A 17,872-nucleotide genomic window follows, 5' to 3' on the forward strand; every position below is an offset into this window, starting at 1 on the left:
AGGCCATTGCCGGCGGCCGAGGACGTGTCGGTGCGGCTTGGGCGAGAGGCGCGGGGGCTGCCGAGGCACTCAACCGGTGCCCCGCACAGCTCGGTCGATGAAGGTGGTCGCGATGCGCTGACCGACTGCCTCACGGCCGGCGAGGAGATCGATGAGCCCGCGGACCCCGAGCCGGCCGATGGCCGAGGCGTCGTTACGGACCGCGCTGATGGGTGGTGAGGCGAACTCGAACCAGTCGAGGTCGTCGAAGGAGACGACCTCAATGCGGGCCGCCCGCTCGACGCCGAGCCGCTGCCGCAGCGCACGCACCGCGCCCAGGGTCGTCTGGCCGTTCGCGCCGAACACGGCGGTGAACGGCACCCCGCGGTCGATGACGCGGCTCATGGCCTCGGCGGCGCCGCCGGCCAGGAAGTCACCGGCGTCGAGCAGCCGGTCGTCGGTGCTGATGCCGTGGGCGGCCCGGCCGGCGACGTAGGCGGCACGGCGCTCGGCACCGGTGGAGATCGTCTCCGGTCCGCCGATGAACGCGACGTCGCGGTGGCCCCGGCGTTCGAGCCAGGAGAGCACCTGCTGCACGCCCTGTGCGTTGTCCGTGCCGTACAGCGGTGCGTCGACGCCCTCGACCGTCCGGTTGAGGAAGACCAGCGGCATCCCCGAGGCGAGTGTGGCGGCGAGCTGCGGTGAGATGTTGTCCTGGGGCGAGAACAGCAGGCCGTCGACGCGCTGGCCGGCGAAGGTCCGCAGATAGGCGTCGGCCTGCTCGGCGTCCTCGTTGGCGTTGGCCAGCAGCACGGTGAAACCGTGCCGGCGTGCCTCCTGCTCGGTCGCGTGAGCCAGCTCGGAGAAGAACGGGTTGCGGATGTCCGACACCAGCAGCCCCAGCACATCCGTCCGGGCCCGACGCAGGGACCGGGCCGGCCCGTGGGCGACGTAACCGAGCTCAGCGGCAGCGGCGAGCACCCGGGCCCGGGAATCGGCGGAGGTCTGGCTGCTGCCACTCAGCACCCGCGATGCGGTTCCCAGCGCGACCCCTGCCCTGGCTGCGACGTCCTTGATCGTAGCCATCGCCCCACCTCCTCGTGGAAACGTTTCCATGCGTCTTATGGCGTAAAGGTTTCACACGGGGAACGAAGAGGCAAGGGTCGAGACGGAACTGTGGCCTCGGCGCTCGGCCCCTCACCTGCGGTCCTGGCCTGTGCGGAAGGGGTGTTGGCGGCTGCCCCGCCGCAGCCCGGAAACGGCGTTGACCCGGCACACTGCCGGGGTGCGGAGTCGGGACCGCACGCGGTTGACTGTGACGGGAGCATCACCCGCCTTGCGTCTGAGTTTCGATCGTGACCAGCGCAAACGCATCGGATGCCTGGCCACGGCGGGGGCCGCTGGACCTCGGGCGGGGTGGAGACCTGGATCCACAGCAGGAACGGGTGCGCGAACAGCAGGCAGGCCACGCCCCGCAGCCCGTAGAACAGGAAGATGAGTGCCTCGTGTTCACCGGGCAGAGCCAGAAGATGACGAGAGCGGCCTTCAGCCGTAGATTTCGCCGTCGCCGGGTGCGGCGCCCTCGGCAAGGTGCATCACGACCGCCGGGCCGTACTCGCCGACAGGCAGGTACGACGGCCCGATGAACTCCCACTGCTCATCTGTCAGTTGCACTCGCGTCATGCAAGAAGACCTGTCCTTCCCGCCATCAAGTCGAACTGGCTCAGCCGAGACCACGATGGGCGGCCCACAACTTTGCGGCGCGGCTGGCAGCGTCTGCGACCAGGGACGCCAGTTCGGGTTTGTCGGGGACCGGGAACGAGACGTATGCGCCCCGACCACCACCGACGGGTCGGCCATAGGCCTTTACGGCGAGGTGACCGTCCGGGAGGAGCCGGACGTTGAGTGTGGTGAGCGTGAACGCTTCACCGCGTCGGGTGTCCGTCCAGCGGAGCGCCTGCGGGATCGTGACATTGATCGCCAAAGCACTTACTTCCAGGTCGCTGTTCATGGACGGAGGATCTCACGCGAGTCCCCGCGGGCGGCCACCACCGGCTTGTGCAGCAGACGGTCTGATCACGACTCGATACACGCCCCAGTGGTATTCCGGCCGGTAGGCGAGGGCGAGGCGTCTCAGGAACCGCGCGTGGGCATCATGCGGCGCACTCGGTAGGCGGCGACGCCGAGGGCCGGCACCGCGGTGCCCCAGATCACCGAGGACGCCGGGAGGGCGGAGGCCAGGGCGAGGCAGCCGGCCGGCCCGACGGCCGGGACGGCCCGCGCCGTGCGGCCCTCGTCCGGGGTGAGGGTCCAGGCGGAGGCGTCGACGACGGCGTGGTACGCCGGCACGCCGAAGGAGGATAACCCGATCGCCCGCGCACGTCGGCTGTCGCGGCGACCACCGCCACCACCGCGCCGACGACGAGTTCGGCGCGGTGCGGCACCTTGAACTTCCGCTGGACTACGGCCAGGGCGTGCGGCAGGTGCCGGTCGCCGCCTGGAGCACCCTGGAATAGGTCGCGTCGTCCCCGACGTCGAGCCGGGCTCGTCCGAGGTCGAGGAGGTGAGCGGGGCGACCACCGCGGCGACCGCGACCGCGTGGCCTTGGACCGGCCGCATGTTCTGCTCTCCGCCGCGGGCATCCTGCTGACCGTCTACGCGATCAAGCACGCTGCCGCGGAAGGGCTGACCGCGACCCCGATGGCCACAGGGATCGTCGGCGTCGTCACCCTGGGATGGTTCGTCCGGCGGCAACTCCGCCTGGAACACTCGCTGATCGACTTCCGCCTCTTCCACGACCGAGTGTTCACGATCGCAGCCGTTACCGGGCTTCTGCCGCTGGCCGCATGGTCGGCTTCGGCCTACCTCGGCGGCATCCATCTCCAGTCCGTCCTCGGGCTGACCGTCCTGGACGCGGCTCTCGTGGCGCTCCCCGGCGCCGCCGTGCTCACCGTCACCTGCGTCGTCACACCATCACTGGTCGCGCGCATCGGCACCCGGGCAGCGCTCATCACCTGCCACTGCTTCGTCGCCGCGGGGATGCTCCCGCTGCTGGCGACCAGCGTCTCCGGCGGTATCGGCTGGTACGTGGCCTCCACCGTTGTCGCCGGCATCGGCTACGGGATCTCCTTCAGCGTTGTCGCCGACACTGCTGTCTCTGCGGTTCCCCCAGCGCGCGCCGGGTCCGCAGCCGCGATCGCCGAGACCACCAACGAGATCGGCAACGCCCTCGGCATCGCACTTCTCGGCTCGCTGGCCGCCCTGATCTTCCGGCTCCAGGGACCTGACTTCGCCGGCACCCTCAACGAGACATTGCAGGCCCCCGGCCTCACGGCCGCAGTGGTCGGCGATGCGAAGTCAGCCTTCGTCGCCGGTCTGCACGCCGCTGCCGCTGTAGCCGGCATTCTCCACGCCGCACTCGGCCTCTTCGCCCTGCGCCACCTGCTACTCCGCCGCGGCGAGCGCCGCGACCTCGCCGCCCAGCCCGGCGTCGGCGGGGGTCGTGGCAGGTGTTCAGGCGGTAGCCGTGATCTCGGCCGCAGGGGAGGGGAAGTGCGGAAGCACCGTCTCGGCGAGTTCCTGGAGGACCTCGTCCACCGGGCGTTCGCCGGGGCGGAGGTTGAAGGAGATGTGGGCGACGCCGAGTTCGCCCATCGCGCGCAGGTGCTCCACCAGTGCTTCGCTGCCGGTGCGCAGGCCGAGGCGGATGGCGCTCGCCGGGGTGGCCGGGTCCTCGGTGAGGTCCAGCTGCATGGGCGTGAGGTACGGCTTCGGCGCCTCAGCCGTCAGCTCCTGCCACTCCCGCGTCTTGAGCTTCAACGACCCCAGCGGGCGCGGATAGTTGAGGGACGCATCCGCGTTCTCGGCGATCCACTCGGCGGACTGCTGGGCATGCCCCGCGATGGCGATGGGCACGGAGTGGCCGGTCGGCTTGGGCAGGACGTCGAGGCGGCGGTCGGCGTCGAGGCCGAGCTCCGGCAGGTTCATGCCCTCGCTCCCGGCGCGAGCGGCCCAGGCGGCGCGCAGCGTCTCCACACCCGTACGGAACGTGGCGCCGCGCGCGTGGAAGTCCTCGCCGAACAGCGGGTACTCGACTGGCCTGTCGCCGCTGGCCAGGCCCAGGACGAAGCGCCCCCCGGAGAGTACGTCGACGGTCGCGGCGGCCTTCGCGACGAGCAGTGGCCGGCGCAGCGGAAGAACGACAGCCGCGGTGCCGAGGACCGCGCGCTCGGTGACGGCGGCGAGGTGGCCGAGGTGCGTGAACGTCTCGAAGACGGAACCGGCGTCGCCGAATTGCTCGGGGTCGTACAGCGGCACGTCCCGTACCCACAGGCCTGCGAAGCCCAGCTGGTCGGCGAACCTGGCGAGTTCGGTGTGGCGGGTCAGGTCGGCGACGCCGAAGGGGCGGCCGGCGCCGGACGGGTCGGCGCGCAGGGCACGCAGCCGGGTGCTGCCCCAGTCGTTGTCGAGGGGCAGTTCGAGGCCCAGGGTCGGCAGGCCCGCGGGGCCCACGAGCCGGTCGAGGGCGGTGGGGGAGTCGGACATCAGAGGCACGCTTTCGAGACTCGGTACTTCGGGAGTGCGGTGGGAGACGGCGGGTGCACGGAGGAGTGCACCGGAAGGACGTGAACGCGCTCGCGCGGGCGGGACCTGCCATCCCGCCCGCGCGAGCTGGGGCAACCCGTCAGGGTCAGTTGAACTGGTCCGGGTGCGGGCCGGTGCGCAGGTCGCGGTCGAGGCTGGCGATCGCGGCCATCTCGTCGTCGGTGAGGGTGAAGTCGAAGACGTCGAGGTTCTGCCGGATGCGCTCGGGCGTCACCGACTTGGGGATGACGATGTTGCCGAGCTGCAGGTGCCAGCGCAGCACGACCTGGGCCGGGGACTTGCCGTGCCGGCCGGCGATGGTCGTGATGGCCTCGTCCCCCAGGACGGCGCCCTGGGCGAGCGGGCTCCACGCCTCGGTGGCGATGCCCAGCTCGGCGTGCACGGCGCGCAGTTCGTTCTGCTGCAGGCCCGGGTGCAGCTCGACCTGGTTGACGGCCGGGACGAGCTCGGCGCCGTCGATCAGCCGCTTCAGGTGGTCGGGCTGGAAGTTGGAGACGCCCGCGGTGCGGACCCGGCCGTCGGAGACGAGCTTCTCGATGGCCTTCCAGGTGTCCTTGTACAGGTCACGGGCCGGGGTGGGCCAGTGGATCAGGTACATGTCGACGTACTCGAGGCCGAGCTTGGCCAGGCTGTCGTCGAAGGCGCGGAGCGTGGCGTCGTAGCCCTGGTCGGCGTTCCACAGCTTGGTGGTGACGAACAGGTCCTCGCGGGCGATCCCGGAGGTCGCGAGGGCCCGGCCGACGCCGGTCTCGTTGCCGTAGATCGCGGCGGTGTCGATGGAGCGGTAGCCGGCCTCCAAGGCGGAGGCGACGGCGGCGGTGGTCTCCTCGTCGGGGACCTGGAAGACGCCGAAGCCGAGCTGCGGGATCTCGACGCCGTTGTTCAGGGTGACCGTGGGGATGCTCTCGGGTGCCATGGTGTGCGGACCTTTCGGAGTTCAGAGGGTGCGGGGGGTGATGGTGTAGCGGACGGTCTGGGCGCTGATGAGTCCGTCGCGGAAGACGAACGTGTCGACGCCGTCGGTGACCTCGTGGGTGTCGGTGGCGGCGCTCCACTGAAGGAACAGCACGTCGCCGGCGAACTGCGGTGCCAACTGCCAGTCGGCGTCCGGCAGATCGGCGAGCAGCCTGCCGATGCCCCGCCGTACTCCCTCGCGTCCCGTGAGGGTGCCCTCGGGGGTGAGGAAGACGGCGTCCTCGGTGTAGTTCTGGCTGATCAGATCGAGGTCGCCGGTGCCGAGCCGGTTGCCGTGGTCGGCGAAGACCTCCTGCGGCGTACGGCTCATCGGGCGGCCTCGGCCAGCTCGGCGAGCGCGGCGGTGGCGAAGCCGTGGTCCTGCTCGGGGGCGCCGCCGCCGACACCGATCGCGCCGATCAGGCGCCCGTCGCGGTGGACGGGGATGCCGCCGGCGATGAAGAGGAGCGGCTTGTCGAGGGCGGTGGGCAGCGAGTGGAACGGCCCGTCGGGCTTGACCAGGTCGACCAGGTCGGCGGTGGGCGCGTTGAGCTGCAGCGCGGTGTATGCCTTGCGGGTGCTGGTCTCGCCGGAGATCAGTACGGCCCGGTCGTCGCGCCGGAAGGCCAGCAGGTGGCCGCCGGCGTCGAGGACGGTGACGCTGACCGTGACCCCGGCGTCGTCCGCGGCGCGGCGGGCGGCGGCGATCAGCGTCTCGGCGTCCTGCGTGGTCAACGGGATGGGGGCAGTGGGGGTGGTGGTGCTCATGAGAGATCCTTTTCGAAGGTGTTGCCGTGTGCAGGTGGGTCAGACCGTTGCCGGGGCCCGCTCGGCCGTCGCGGCCCCGGTGACGAGGCGGCTCGCCCTGCGGGTGCGCCGGTCCAGGTAAGCCGCGAGGAACGCGAGCAGCAGCGCCGTACCCGAGAGGATCGCGCCGACCCAGTTCGGGGCGGTGAAGCCGAGGCCCGCGGCGATCACGACACCGCCGAGCCAGGCCGCGAGGGCGTTGCCGAGGTTGAAGGCGCCGATGTTGGCGGCGGAGGCCAGGGTCGGGGCCGCCGAGGCCTGGTCGAGTACCCACTTCTGCAGCGGCGGCACGGTCGCGAAGCCGAGGGCGCCGATCACGGAGAGGGTGATCGCGGCGAGGACCTTGTCGTGCGCGGTCGCCGTGAACAGGAGCAGGGCGGCGGTGAGCGCGGCCAGGGCGGTGAACAGCATCGGCATCAGGGCACGGTCGGCGAACTTGCCCCCGAGCAGGTTGCCGAGGAACATGCCGACGCCGAACAGGACGAGCAGCCAGGTCACGGCGCCCTCGGTGTAGCCGGCGACCTCGGTCATCATCGGCGTGATGTAGGTGATCGCGGCGAACACACCGCCGTAGCCGAGGACGGTCATCGCCATCGCGAGCCAGACCTGGACGTTCCTGAAGGCGGCGAACTCGCCGCGGACGCTCACCGACTCCGGGCGACCGGCCTCGGGGACGAGCTTGGCGACGCCGAGGAGGCCGATGACGCCGAGCGCGGCGACGATCGCGAAGGTGACACGCCAGCCGGCGGCCTGGCCGATGTACGTACCACCGGGGACGCCGACGATGTTGGCCACGGTCAGGCCCATGAACATCAGCGAGATGGCGGAAGCCTTCTTCTGCGGGGCGACGAGGTCGGCGGCGACGACGGAGCCGATGCCGAAGAACGCGCCGTGCGCGAGTGAGGCGACGATCCGGCCGGTCAGCATGAGACCGAAGCTGGGGGCGACGGCCGAGAGGGCGTTGCCGGCGATGAACAGGCCCATGAGGAACATGAGCATCTTCTTGCGGGAGACCCGGGTGCCGAGCACGGTCAGGAGCGGGGCGCCGATGACGACGCCGAGGGCGTAGCCGGAGACGAGCCAGCCTGCCGTCGGGATGCTGACGCCGAAGTCTCCCGCGACCTGAGGCAGCACGCCCATGATCACGAACTCGGTGGTGCCGATCCCGAAGGCCCCGATGGCCAGGGCCAAGAGCGCGAGAGGCATGGAGGACAACCTTCCAGATGCTTGCATGGAGCGCTTACACCGGAAGACAATAGTTGCAGACGCGGGATAAATGCAAACGCGTGAATCTCTGGCTGTGCATAGTCGGCGTATGCAATTATTGTGCGGAAGGAGGTCATCATGACGGCAACCGCCCCCGCACTTACCGCCCTCGCCCAGGGCTGGTGCGCCCTCTCCCTGCTGCACGGCCGGATCGAGTCCCACCTGGAGCACGCCCTCCAGAACGGACACGGCCTGAGCGTGCGTGAGTACTCCCTGCTCGACGTGCTCAGCCGCCAGCACGACGGAGAGGGCGGCCACCTGCAGATGAAGCAGGTCGCCGACGCCGTCGTCCTCAGTCAGAGCGCCACCACCCGCCTGGTCACCCGCCTCGAGGACCGCGGCCTGCTCCTGCGCTACCTGTGCCCCACCGACCGGCGCGGGATCTACACCAACGTCTCCGACGAGGGCCTGCGGCTCCTGGAAGAGGCCCGTCCCACCAACGAGGCCGCCCTCCGCGAGGCCCTCGCCGAGGCCGCCGAGGACCCGCAGCTCGCGCCCCTCGTCCGCGTGGTCGAGGACATGGGCGTGCCAAAGGCGGTGCCCGCATCCTGAAGCAGAGTCCGGCCATCCCTTGATCCTGCCGGGGCCTGGCCCCGGCAGGATCATTTGGCGAACCCACCCCTTGGGTTCGATGATCTCCAGGTTGGTGCCGTCGGGGTCGCTGGAGTACGCGACCCTCGCGCCGAGCGCCGCCTCAGGAGTGACCTCGCCCGCGGTGAACGTGTAGTCGCGCCCGCGCCCTGTCAGGGACGAGCGGAACGCGATCGAGGCGTCCAGATCGGACGCCGACGGCCACGGACGCACCGAGTGCTGCGTCGAAGGCCAGGTCCCGAGACGAGAGGACGTTGCCGAGCAGCGGGTCGCCGAAGGCATGACCTGTGGGTCAGAGGCCATTCGACGTCGCGGAAGGCGCCCAGGCGCACCGCAGCCCGGGCACGCTGGGGGCGTGTCCGGGCTTGCGTCGTGCGGTGGTCGGGCCTCGTGCACCCGTGTCGTCAGGCGGACAGGGTCTTGTGCAGGGCTTCGAGCCCGTCACGGTAGATCTCGGCGAAGAGGTCTTCCGCTTCCTGTTCGCTGACGCCGTCGGGGTTGAAGCGGCCGGACCACTGGACCTCGGCGACGTCGTCCCGGCCGGGGACCGCGTGGACGCGGAGGGTGGACACGTAGCCGTTGACGGGGAAGGGCGCTTCGAGGATGGCGTAGCTGTAGTGCCGCTCGGCCTCGTTGAAGTCCACGAGGCGCTCGATGATCACGTCACCGTCGGGGTTGGCCAGGCGTCGGACCCGGCCTCCTTCGAGAGCGGTGCTCTCAGGGATATAAGGGAGCCAGTCGGGGAGGGCGTCGAAGCCGCCGATGAGGTCCCAGACCTTCTGGGGCGGTGCGGGCACGACGCGGGAGACGGACGTGGAAGCCATGGTCTTCTCCTGTTGCGGTGTGTGTGGGCGATGGGGGGTGAGGGGTGATCAGGCGCCGTGAGGGAGCGGGGCGGTCGGGCTGACCAGGCCGGCCGCGCGCAGGTCGGCCCAGAACGCGGCCGGGACGGTCTCGTTGAGAGCTGCGGTGTCCTCGGCGATGCGGCTGGGCCGGGTGGCGCCGGGGATGACGGCGGCGGACGCCGGGTGGGCGAGGGAGAACTGCAGGGCGGCGGCCTTGATGCTCACGCCGTGCCTCTGGGCCAGCGCCTTCAGCTTCCCGACCCGCTCGATGATCTCCGCCGGGGCCTGCTGGTACTCGAAGTGCGTACCGCCGGCGAGGATGCCGGAGCTGTACGGGCCACCGACGACCATGTCGACGCCCTGCTCCTGTGCCATGGGCAGCAGGCGGGTGAGGGCGTGCTCGTGGTCGAGCAGGGTGTAGCGGCCGGCCAGGAGGAATCCGTCGGGCTTGGGCTCGTCGAGCGCCAGGGTCAGCTCGATGGGCTCGGCCTTGTTGACGCCCAGGCCCCAGGCCTTGATGACGCCCTCGTCGCGGAGGCGGGACAGGACACGGAAGGCACCGGTGCGGGCCTCCTCGAACTTCTGGAGCCACTGGTCGCCGTGGAAGTCCTGGGCGATGTCGTGGACCCAGACGATGTCGAGCCGGTCGACACCGAGGCGCTTGAGGCTGTCCTCGATGGAGCGCTCGGTGGCCTCGGCGGTCCACTCGTGGACGATCTTGTTCGGGTTGCCGTGCTCGAAGATCCCGCCCTTCTCGCCGAGGTCGCGGGCGCCCTCCTCCAGTTCGTCGAGAATGACGCGGCCGACCTTGGTGGACAGGATGTACTCGTCGCGGGGCTTGGTGGAGATGACCTTGCCGAGGCGCTCCTCGGCGAGGCCGGCGCCGTAGAAGGGGGCGGTGTCGTAGTAGCGGATGCCCTGGTCCCAGGCAGCCTCGACGGTGGCGGAGGCCTCCTCGTCGGGGATGGCGCGGAACATGTTGCCGAGCGGGGCGGTACCGAAGCCGAGACGGCCGGGAAGGATGTGCTTGAGCGACATGAAAGTGCCTTTTTCGGTGAGTGGTGCAGGGGCTGGGAAGAGACCCGGCGCAGGGGTGAGGCACGGGGCCTCTTCGGTTGGTGGCTCCCGCGGAGGTGTCGTGGCAGTGGCCACGCGAGCCGCGGCTTGGCAGGGCCCGATACACATGCAAGTTATTGCAGGAGCGCCTTATGAGCTAGAACAATAATTGCATGCGCGGGGTAATGCAAATGTGGGGTGCCGCACACGCGGGCCGTCGCAAAGGGTGACCGGAAGTCGTGGAGCCTGGCGAGGCCGTAGCCCTGGGCTGCAAGAACCTGTGCGGCTCGCGCACCGCCGAATAGCGCGCGATCCACCACCGTGTCCGTGATCACCGGCAACGGCGGCTGACCTTGAACCAGCATCAAGTCGCCGACAAGAACGGCGACACCTTCAAGCCGATGTCGGCGTACGGACCGATGCGGAGGTCGTGCTCAACGAAACCGGGTGGGGCGTGCTCGCCGAACTGCGCGGGGTCGAGCCGACGGTGCCGGCGCGCGCTGCGGCTGCTGGGCGGTGCGCCATCTGCCGCGCCGGCAGCGGGTGTGTGTCCGGTACGGGCGCCGGCTGCTGGACGCGAGTCCGACCTGCCGCTGGAACACCTCGACGTGTGCGGTGTCCCGGAGGCCGTCTGAGCACAGTGAGCCTGCTCTATCGAACTGATCCGCACTCATCGACGATCACGGTCGGCTCCGACAGGAAGGCATCCCGGTCGACGGGGCCATAGGCGATGTTGAACGTGTCGAGCCAGTACGACCACCCGCGGATCCCCAGCGCGCTGCTGAACCGGTAGTTCAACTGCCAGCGGACCCACTGCCCGGGAAGCAGCCGAACTGCCGGCGGCCTGCGTGGCCGAGGCGGCAATCCGAAGAGCGGCTCCACACGAGCGAGCACTCGGAGCCGATCGCCTTCGTCCCGCAGGCTGACACCGATCTCGCGAAGATCTTTCCGGCTCGAATGGGGCTCGAAGCCGTTGCGCTCGGACATCTGGACGAAGTGGGCAAACCCAGAGGGCTCCTGAGGCAACGAGAAGCCGACCGGCGCCGCGTTCCTGCGGGCAGCGGCCTCCCCGCCCCGAGACTGCTTCGTCCAGGACGTCTTGATCCACTGCACCGTGATGTCCACCGCACCTGCCTTCGCCGAGAGCCTACGGTCAACACTTGCTCGACGTCACTCGGGTTCCGACGCAACCGCCTGCTGCGGTCTCACCTACGTGGCCGGCTGCGAGCGGCGCCTGCTCGTCAAGGCATGGACCGCTGTGGCGACGGCCAACTCCGCGAACGCCAGGCTTGCCGTGCCGAGTACCGCCCAGGCGATCGACCGGGCGGCAGGCACATCGGCGCCGTGAACGGGACCGTCGCACTCGGGCCCTGTCAGCGACCGACCTCGAGCACCATTCGGAAGCGCGCGTCGCCGGACATCATCCGCGCGTACGCCGCTCCGGCCTGCTCCAGGGGAACGGTCTCGACCATCGGGCGGATGTTGTGGGCGTGGGCGAAGCCGACGTTGCTCTCGTTGTCGTGGGGTGTGCCGGTCAGCGAGCCGACGATGGACCGGGCGCCGAAGACGAGTGGCACGGTCCCGACTTCGATCGGGTCCTGTGCCACGCCCACGACGACGAGCTGCCCGCGGATGGCAAGCCCCCCGACCAGCGGAGACATCGAGGTGCCACTGCTGGCGGTGGCGAGAACGACCTTGGCGCCACCAAGTTCCTGCAGTGCCTGCGCCGGGTCGTTCGCGGTGGAGTCGATGTAGTGGTGCGCGCCGAGCTTGAGCGCGAGCTCCTTCTTGTCCCGGCCGCGGGCGATCGCCGCCACGCGGAATCCCATGGCTCGCGCGTACTGGATCCCGAGGTGCCCCAGGCCGCCGATGCCCTGAATGGCGACGAGGTCGCCGGTGCGGGCGGCCGAGGCGATCAGGGCGTGATGCACGGTCAGGCCCGCACACATCAGAGGGGCCAGCTCGGCCGCCGGTATGTCGTCCGGCACGGCGACGAGACCCGATGTCCGGGCCGTGATGTACTCCGCGTACCCACCCTGCCGGCTGTCGCCCAGCACCGGCTGGTCGGTGCAGTACACGAAGTCCCCGCGGCGGCACATCGCACACGCGCCGCAGTGTCCGCCCAGGTAGCCCAGACCGACCCGCTGTCCGACGTGCCACCCGGTAACGCCGTCGCCAAGAGCGTCGATCCGGCCGATGACCTCGTGCCCCGGCACCACCGGTACGCCGGACGGCCGACTGCCGGTCATGTTCATGATTCCGGCCACGTCGCTGTGGCAGACCCCGCATGCCTCTACGGCGATCCGGACCTGTCCCGCCCCTGGGTGCTCCAACTCTCGCTCGACGAGGGTGAAATCACCGTCAGCGGTCGCCTCGACGGCGCGATAGCCGCTCATGACGTCCTCCTGTTCCTGCCCGGACCTTGTCGGGTTGACGTCCGTCGCTTCACGAGACCGTGATGTCGGTGAGGGCGATGGAGATGATCACCGGTTCGGCGACCTTCTGGTTGTGCTCGTCGGTGAGGTGCACCGAGCGCTTGGTCGGGAAGACGAGGCCGCCGAAGGCATGGTGCTCGTACGTGTAGTGCGCCGAGTCGCGGTCGGCGGCACCGAACACGTCGGGCCGGTAGTCGTGGCGCCGGATGAGGCCCTCGGCGTCGATGTAGTAGGTCTGCACCCGGCTGTGAGTGGCGATGGGCTCGGGGAAGGTCACCTCCAGGCGCCGCCAGGTCTCGCCGCTCTCCTCCCACGGCTCTGTCTCCGTGGCGGTGAAGCCCGGCTCGGTGAAGACGAAGGGCTCGGTCAGATAGGTCCACATGGCGTACCCGGCGAAGTACGCCGCGTGCAGACGGTCCCACGGCGTCTCCAGCGTGTGGCCGGCGAAGGACTCCCGCGGCTGGACGCGTTCCTGCGTCACCTGGCCGTCGAGGGACTCGATCGCGACCCGGTCGGGGGTGTACATCGCGCGCAGCCCCGGCTCGGCGAACGGTGCGAGGGTGGCCGACTGCCGGTGCAGGTCGGCGGTAATGCTGTATCGGTCGAGCACCCCGGGCTGGCCCTTGAGGCCCCACAGCGCGCCGCCGGCCTGCACCTCGGCCGTGACGCGAGTAGCGGAGCGCCAGCGGTCCAGGCCGCCGTGGGCGGCGATGACGGTGTCGAGAAGATCGGACATGGGGGTTCCTCCCTGGTTTCACCGGTTGAATATGACCGGTCGTCTTAAACTTACGGTCGGATCGGCCCAAACACAAGAGAAGCCCCTCGGCGAGACCCAATGGGCCCCGGCGGAGCCGCACTTCGGTCGCACCGGCGACGGGTGGAGGCGCACCGCCGGCCTGGGGTGTGTGTGCGGGGCGGGCACGCTTCGAAAGGTGAGTGTTCGCGTGTCGACCCGTCGCCATTGCTGCCCACGCTTCAGGTGCTGGGGTTGACGGGATGCCCGGTGCGGGACCATTCCGCGGTCACCGCATAGCCCGCGCCACCCACATGAACCATGCGCGGCACTTCGAGGAGACACCCGCCGTGGGCAGACCCGCGCGGCGACACTCGGTCAACCGGGATGTTCCTTGGTGGAAACTGCTAGACGACGAGTGAGTCGAAGACGTCGAAGAAGCCGTCCAAAGGAGCCCGGCTTCGGGTTACCTTCGCCCGCAGCACCGCGCCTTCCCACCCGTCCACGAGAAACTGCCCAAGTTGGTCGGGGGCCAGGGGGCTTGTGAGGGTGCCGGCCGCACGAGCTTCTTCCAGGACCTGTGTGACGGCGTCGGCCCACGCGCTCAGCCGGGCATCGACTTTGCCTCGCATGGTGTCCGTCTGGTTCGACAGCTCCGCCCCGAAGTTTCCGAACATGCACCCACGCCCGTAGGAGAAGCGCTCCAGATCCGCGGCGAGGTACTCGAAATGGGCGCGTAGCCGTGGCACGGGCGCCAGGTTCTCGTCGCCCAGCATCTCCAGTCTGCGGGAGGCCGCGTAGCGGTCCATCACCTCGCCGGCAAGGGCTTCCTTGTTCTCGAAGTGGTTGTACACCGACCCCTTGGGAATACCGGCCGTGCGGGCGATGTCCTGGATCCCTGTGCCGTTGAAGCCGCGCTCGTGGAAGCACTCCATGGCGGCCTCGACCAACTGCTCACGAACACTGGGTCTGGGCATTCGAGCTCCCTTTCTCGCACATGAAGAATATGAACGGTCGTCTTGGGTGTCAAATCGGACGTTCCCAGATTGGTGGCAGCAGGCCGCCCATTCCTGAGACCGACGGACGCGGTGCGCACCTCGCCTATCAGCTGACGGAGGCCGCCGGCCTGCATCGCGGCCGCCTCACTGGCCTTGCCCTCGGTCCGTGGCAGGGCCGGGGCACGAAGCTTGCCGGCGGGCGTCCGGCAGCTTGCGCCCCGGCCCCCTGCACGGTCAGGCACCGGGACGCAGCACGCCTTCGGGGTCGTAGCGCTTCCACAACTCGGTGACGCGCGTACCGACGGACCCCGGATAGGTTCGCTCGAACGTGACCTTGTCCGGATCGCTCTCGAAGTTCACGTACGCCCCCTCCGTGTGCTCCGCCACCGGTTCCCATGCCTTCCCCAGCGCTTCGCGTCCATACGGAGGGAAGGACGAGGCGATGACGAGAGACCGCTGATGTCGGTGGGGGAACGCGGTTGCCGAGGCGGCGGTGTCGGCGACCGCGCCGCCGAGTGACCGCATCTGGATCAGCAAGGGAGTGGGTCCGCTTGCCGCGCCGACTATGGCGCGGGCCGCGGCGGGCGTCATGTCGGTGATGAGACCATTCGTCGTGGAGGAGGCCATCTGCCCGACATTGGCGTGCAGGTGGTGCCGTGGCACCAGGCTCCTGTACGGCGTGACCAGAGCCTGCTGGAGCGTCACATCGCCGATGCCGAGGAGGGGTTCGATCGCGTGGCGAATCGCCTGCTGATCGTCCGTGGCGACGACCGCGGTGATGAAGGCATTCGTCACGGACCCCTGCGAGGACAGCATGAGGGCGGTCGTGAGCTCCCGCGGCGCGTCCCTCAGAACCGCGTCCAGGCGCTGAAGCACCTGACCCGCCGGATCGACGCGGGCGGCGAGCTGCGCGTATCCCACGGAGCGCAGTTCCATCGCTTCGATCTCGAAGGCCACGACCACGCCCGCACCCGCACCCGCACCCCGCATCACCCACAGGAGGTCCGGCTCGTTGTCCGCGTCCGCGCGCACCACCGAACCGTCGGCCAGGACGACGTCGACGGCACGCACACGGTCGACCGTCAGACCGAAGCGGCGGACGAGCCACCCGACACCGCCGCCCGTGGCCAACCCACCGACACCGACATTGCCGTGGTCCCCTGAGCTGATGGCCAGGCCGTGCGGACTGAGTGCCTCCGCCACCTGTGCCCAGCGGGCACCGGCCTCGACACGTACGAGACGCTTCTCGCGGTCGAGCACCGTGACCTTGTTCAACCGTCGCAGGTCGATGACCAGCCCCTCGTCGTTGGTGCTTCTGCCGGCCAGGCCGTGCCCACCGCTGCGCACCGCGAGGGGAAGCCCGCGGTCCCGTGCCATGAGCAGGGCGGCGGCGACGTCACCGGCGGAGTCGGGTACGACCACGACGGCCGGGTGGCCCACCGTGGTGTAAGTGGACCGGAACTCGCCGTAGCGCGGGTCGGTCGGCGTGATCAGCTTGCCGGACAGCTCAGCCGGCACGGTGTCGAGTTCGAGGTTCATCGCTGCCCCCTGACGGCCGCGACGCGTGCGCGCACGGCGGGTACTACCTGTGAGGTGAAAAGAGCGAGCTGCGCTTCCGCGTCCCCTACGGGCCAGAAGACGAAGGTGTCGAAGCCCAGTCGCAGGGCCCAGTCGCTGAGCGTGTCCACCCACACGCCCACGTCCCCGACGAGCCCTTGGCCGGCAGCGTTCGTTCCGATGCTGCCGAGGACGTTGTAGACGCGCCGGATGGATCGGGGATCGCGCCCTGCGGCCGTGGCCGCGTCGTCGATGATCTGCTGACGCGCGGGTACCTCCTCGGGAGGCACGTAGATGTTCAGCGGGGAGATCCAGCCGTCTGCCGCCCGGCCGGTCACGGAGAGCATCTTCGACTTCTGGGCCCCCAGCCACAGCTGCACCGGCGCCGGCGGCAGTGGGCCGGCGCGATAGCCCGTAACGGCGTGGTGGTCGGTCTGCATGCGCACCACGCCGCCGGCCAGGGCCTGGTGCATGAGGTGAAGGGATTCCTCGGTGAAGGTGACCATCTCCGCGCCGCGCCGCGGGTGTCCGCCCATCGAGGCGATCGCCTCAGTGAACGCGCCACCGCCGACCCCGAGCTGCACGCGGCCACCGGTGAGCACGCTCAACGAGGCAGCGGCCTTGGCGAGCATGGTCGGAGGTCGCAGCTGGAGGTCGGCCACGTCGGTGAAGAACGAGATGTGGTTCGTCACTGCCGACAGGTTGCTGATCAGCGTCCAGGTCTCCAGGTAGCCGGGCTGGTACGGGTGGTCCTGGACGGCGAGGTAGTCCAGTCCGGCAGCGTCGGCCTGGCGTGCGAGCCGACGGGTCTCTTCGAGTGCGTCCGCTGCCGGGGTGAGGCTCAAGCCGAACGACAGCTGGTGTCCGTAGTCGGTCATGCACACCACATTGCGACAGCCGGCCGCCCCCCAACAAAGGGACCGTAAGGTGCTAATATTTAGTAAGTAGCTTAAGGAGTGATCGAATGTCGCTAGCACTTGAGCGCAGTTCCATCCACGACGACACCTGCCCGAACCTGATCGAGGCCATCGAATTGGTCGGTCGCCGATGGACGGGTTCAATCCTGGTCGCTGCCTCCCAAGGCGCCAGGAGATTCGGCGAGTACCGAGCCGTGATCGATGGCATCTCCGACCGCCTGCTCTCCCAGCGGCTCAAGGAACTCGAGCGGCAGGGCCTCATCAGACGGACGGTGATCCCGACGACGCCCGTTCAGATCCACTACAGCCTCGCGCCCGCAGGCCGTGCCCTGATCGACGCCCTTCAGCCCTTGGCCAAGTGGAGTATGCGTCGGGCCGTCGAGGCCAGTGCCGTAGGCACGGGTGCCGTGGCTGAGCCGGCTGACGCCTCGCGCTGACCCCCGCCACGCCGACGTCGGTGTCGCCCCTCCGGGAGGCACCGACGTGGTGCGGCGGACACGTGCGCCGTGCGCCCCGGGGTGAAGACCGACGCCGTCGCTCGGGGTGCGCCTCGATGGCGTGTGCCTCCGCCTTGCGACCTAGTTCCGCCGCCGGATGTGACCGAGCGCCTCACGCCATAGCCTCCCCGCATGACGGCAATCGACTCTCGCCCCAGCGGACCCCGCAGCCCGGAGCAGCGTAAGCGTGAGGCGCTGGAACGGCTTGCGCGGGACAACGACGTATGGGTCGCCACGGCCGATGCCACCGGCGAGCCGTGCCTCGTTCCGCTGGCCTTCTGGTGGGACGGCGAGGCGGTGTGGCTGTCCACCCGCGACACCAACCCGACCGGGCGCAACCTGTACGCCTCGGGCCGGGCTCGGCTCTGCTTCGGACATACCCGGGACGTGGTCCTGGTCCACGGCACCGCACGCATGCTGACCCGTGACGAGCTTCCGGCCGAGGTGGGCGACGCCTTCGCCGCCAAGGACGGCTGGGACCCCCGCGAGGACCACCCCTCGTACGTCTTCTTCCAGGTCACCCCACAGGTGCTCCAGGCGTGGGGAACGGTTCCCGAGATGGCCGGACGGACCCTGATGCGCGACGGGAAGTGGCTGGTCTAGGACCTGTCCGGCCGATCATGTGACTGCGC

At 69.7% G+C, this 17,872-nt stretch carries 19 protein-coding genes and 2 pseudogenes; 4 read left to right on the forward strand and 17 right to left on the reverse strand.

From position 1 onward, the window contains the following. Positions 1–69: 69 nt before the first annotated feature. The 4 genes and pseudogenes from ACZ470_RS18455 to ACZ470_RS18470 all read right to left on the reverse strand — a co-directional run. Entirely contained in the window at positions 70–1,065 is a 996-nt protein-coding gene (locus ACZ470_RS18455; protein WP_468428381.1) for a LacI family DNA-binding transcriptional regulator, read from the reverse strand. Positions 1,066–1,524: 459 nt separating this feature from the next. Further along, positions 1,525–1,653, reverse strand: coding sequence for a hypothetical protein (locus ACZ470_RS18460; protein ID WP_468428383.1), 129 nt, complete (start codon positions 1,651–1,653; stop codon positions 1,525–1,527). Between the two features lie 49 nt (positions 1,654–1,702). Beyond that, positions 1,703–1,990: a hypothetical protein gene (locus ACZ470_RS18465; protein ID WP_468428384.1), complete on the reverse strand. Its 288-nt coding sequence runs from the start codon at positions 1,988–1,990 to the stop codon at positions 1,703–1,705. 122 nt (positions 1,991–2,112) lie between these two features. After that, positions 2,113–2,471 (reverse strand): annotated as a pseudogene (locus ACZ470_RS18470) (amino acid permease); the annotation flags it as partial. A 124-nt stretch (positions 2,472–2,595) separates the two neighbouring features. Here ACZ470_RS18470 and ACZ470_RS18475 point away from each other — a divergent pair. Continuing rightward, positions 2,596–3,435, forward strand: a pseudogene (locus tag ACZ470_RS18475) (MFS transporter); the annotation flags it as partial. Between the two features lie 57 nt (positions 3,436–3,492). Here the strand turns inward: ACZ470_RS18475 and ACZ470_RS18480 are convergent. The 5 genes from ACZ470_RS18480 to ACZ470_RS18500 form a co-directional block, all read right to left on the reverse strand. Continuing rightward, positions 3,493–4,524, reverse strand: a complete 1,032-nt coding sequence (locus tag ACZ470_RS18480) for a TIGR03571 family LLM class oxidoreductase (protein ID WP_468428385.1) — start codon at positions 4,522–4,524, stop codon at positions 3,493–3,495. A 145-nt stretch (positions 4,525–4,669) separates the two neighbouring features. Then, a complete protein-coding gene (locus tag ACZ470_RS18485) occupies positions 4,670–5,500 on the reverse strand; it encodes an aldo/keto reductase (RefSeq protein WP_468428387.1) in 831 nt (276 codons plus the stop codon). Positions 5,501–5,521: 21 nt separating this feature from the next. Further along, positions 5,522–5,869, reverse strand: a complete 348-nt coding sequence (locus tag ACZ470_RS18490) for a nuclear transport factor 2 family protein (protein ID WP_468428388.1) — start codon at positions 5,867–5,869, stop codon at positions 5,522–5,524. Continuing rightward, positions 5,866–6,306: a GlcG/HbpS family heme-binding protein gene (locus ACZ470_RS18495; protein WP_468428389.1), complete on the reverse strand. Its 441-nt coding sequence runs from the start codon at positions 6,304–6,306 to the stop codon at positions 5,866–5,868. The genes ACZ470_RS18490 and ACZ470_RS18495 overlap by 4 nt, the downstream gene beginning before the upstream one ends. 39 nt (positions 6,307–6,345) lie before the next feature. After that, on the reverse strand, positions 6,346–7,551 hold the full coding sequence (locus ACZ470_RS18500) for an MFS transporter (protein WP_468428391.1): 1,206 nt from the start codon (positions 7,549–7,551) through the stop codon (positions 6,346–6,348). Positions 7,552–7,689: 138 nt separating this feature from the next. Between ACZ470_RS18500 and ACZ470_RS18505 the strand changes: the two genes are divergently transcribed. Further along, positions 7,690–8,163, forward strand: a complete 474-nt coding sequence (locus ACZ470_RS18505; RefSeq protein WP_468428393.1) for a MarR family winged helix-turn-helix transcriptional regulator — start codon at positions 7,690–7,692, stop codon at positions 8,161–8,163. 443 nt (positions 8,164–8,606) lie between these two features. Here ACZ470_RS18505 and ACZ470_RS18510 read toward each other — a convergent pair whose 3' ends face one another. The 8 genes from ACZ470_RS18510 to ACZ470_RS18545 all read right to left on the reverse strand — a co-directional run bounded on the left by ACZ470_RS18510 (position 8,607) and on the right by ACZ470_RS18545 (position 16,704). Further along, the gene (locus tag ACZ470_RS18510; protein ID WP_468428394.1) at positions 8,607–9,026 is read right to left on the reverse strand and encodes an SRPBCC family protein; all 420 of its coding nucleotides are present in this window, start codon (positions 9,024–9,026) and stop codon (positions 8,607–8,609) included. A gap of 48 nt (positions 9,027–9,074) precedes the next feature. Next, positions 9,075–10,085, reverse strand: coding sequence for an aldo/keto reductase (locus ACZ470_RS18515; RefSeq protein WP_468428396.1), 1,011 nt, complete (start codon positions 10,083–10,085; stop codon positions 9,075–9,077). Positions 10,086–10,754: 669 nt separating this feature from the next. Then, on the reverse strand, positions 10,755–11,228 hold the full coding sequence (locus ACZ470_RS18520) for a hypothetical protein (protein WP_468428398.1): 474 nt from the start codon (positions 11,226–11,228) through the stop codon (positions 10,755–10,757). A 248-nt stretch (positions 11,229–11,476) separates the two neighbouring features. Continuing rightward, entirely contained in the window at positions 11,477–12,499 is a 1,023-nt protein-coding gene (locus ACZ470_RS18525) for an alcohol dehydrogenase catalytic domain-containing protein (protein ID WP_468428400.1), read from the reverse strand. Positions 12,500–12,548: 49 nt separating this feature from the next. Continuing rightward, positions 12,549–13,274, reverse strand: a complete 726-nt coding sequence (locus tag ACZ470_RS18530) for a hypothetical protein (RefSeq protein WP_468428401.1) — start codon at positions 13,272–13,274, stop codon at positions 12,549–12,551. A gap of 404 nt (positions 13,275–13,678) precedes the next feature. After that, the gene (locus tag ACZ470_RS18535; protein ID WP_468428403.1) at positions 13,679–14,248 is read right to left on the reverse strand and encodes a TetR/AcrR family transcriptional regulator; all 570 of its coding nucleotides are present in this window, start codon (positions 14,246–14,248) and stop codon (positions 13,679–13,681) included. A 255-nt stretch (positions 14,249–14,503) separates the two neighbouring features. Next, positions 14,504–15,808: an FAD-binding oxidoreductase gene (locus tag ACZ470_RS18540; RefSeq protein ID WP_468428404.1), complete on the reverse strand. Its 1,305-nt coding sequence runs from the start codon at positions 15,806–15,808 to the stop codon at positions 14,504–14,506. Continuing rightward, positions 15,805–16,704 carry an LLM class flavin-dependent oxidoreductase gene (locus tag ACZ470_RS18545; protein ID WP_468428406.1) on the reverse strand — a complete coding sequence of 300 codons (900 nt, stop codon included), beginning with the start codon at positions 16,702–16,704 and terminating at the stop codon, positions 15,805–15,807. Before ACZ470_RS18545 ends, ACZ470_RS18540 begins: the two co-directional genes overlap by 4 nt. Before the next feature lie 86 nt (positions 16,705–16,790). On the opposite strand from ACZ470_RS18545, the gene ACZ470_RS18550 reads away from it, so the two are divergent. Both ACZ470_RS18550 and ACZ470_RS18555 read left to right on the forward strand, forming a co-directional pair. Continuing rightward, on the forward strand, positions 16,791–17,180 hold the full coding sequence (locus ACZ470_RS18550; RefSeq protein ID WP_468428408.1) for a winged helix-turn-helix transcriptional regulator: 390 nt from the start codon (positions 16,791–16,793) through the stop codon (positions 17,178–17,180). Positions 17,181–17,372: 192 nt separating this feature from the next. Next, complete coding sequence (locus tag ACZ470_RS18555; protein WP_468428410.1) at positions 17,373–17,843, forward strand: pyridoxamine 5'-phosphate oxidase family protein; 471 nt, start codon at positions 17,373–17,375, stop codon at positions 17,841–17,843. The last annotated feature ends 29 nt before the right edge of the window (positions 17,844–17,872 follow it).

Source organism: Streptomyces sp. NPDC031111 (assembly GCF_055570675.1).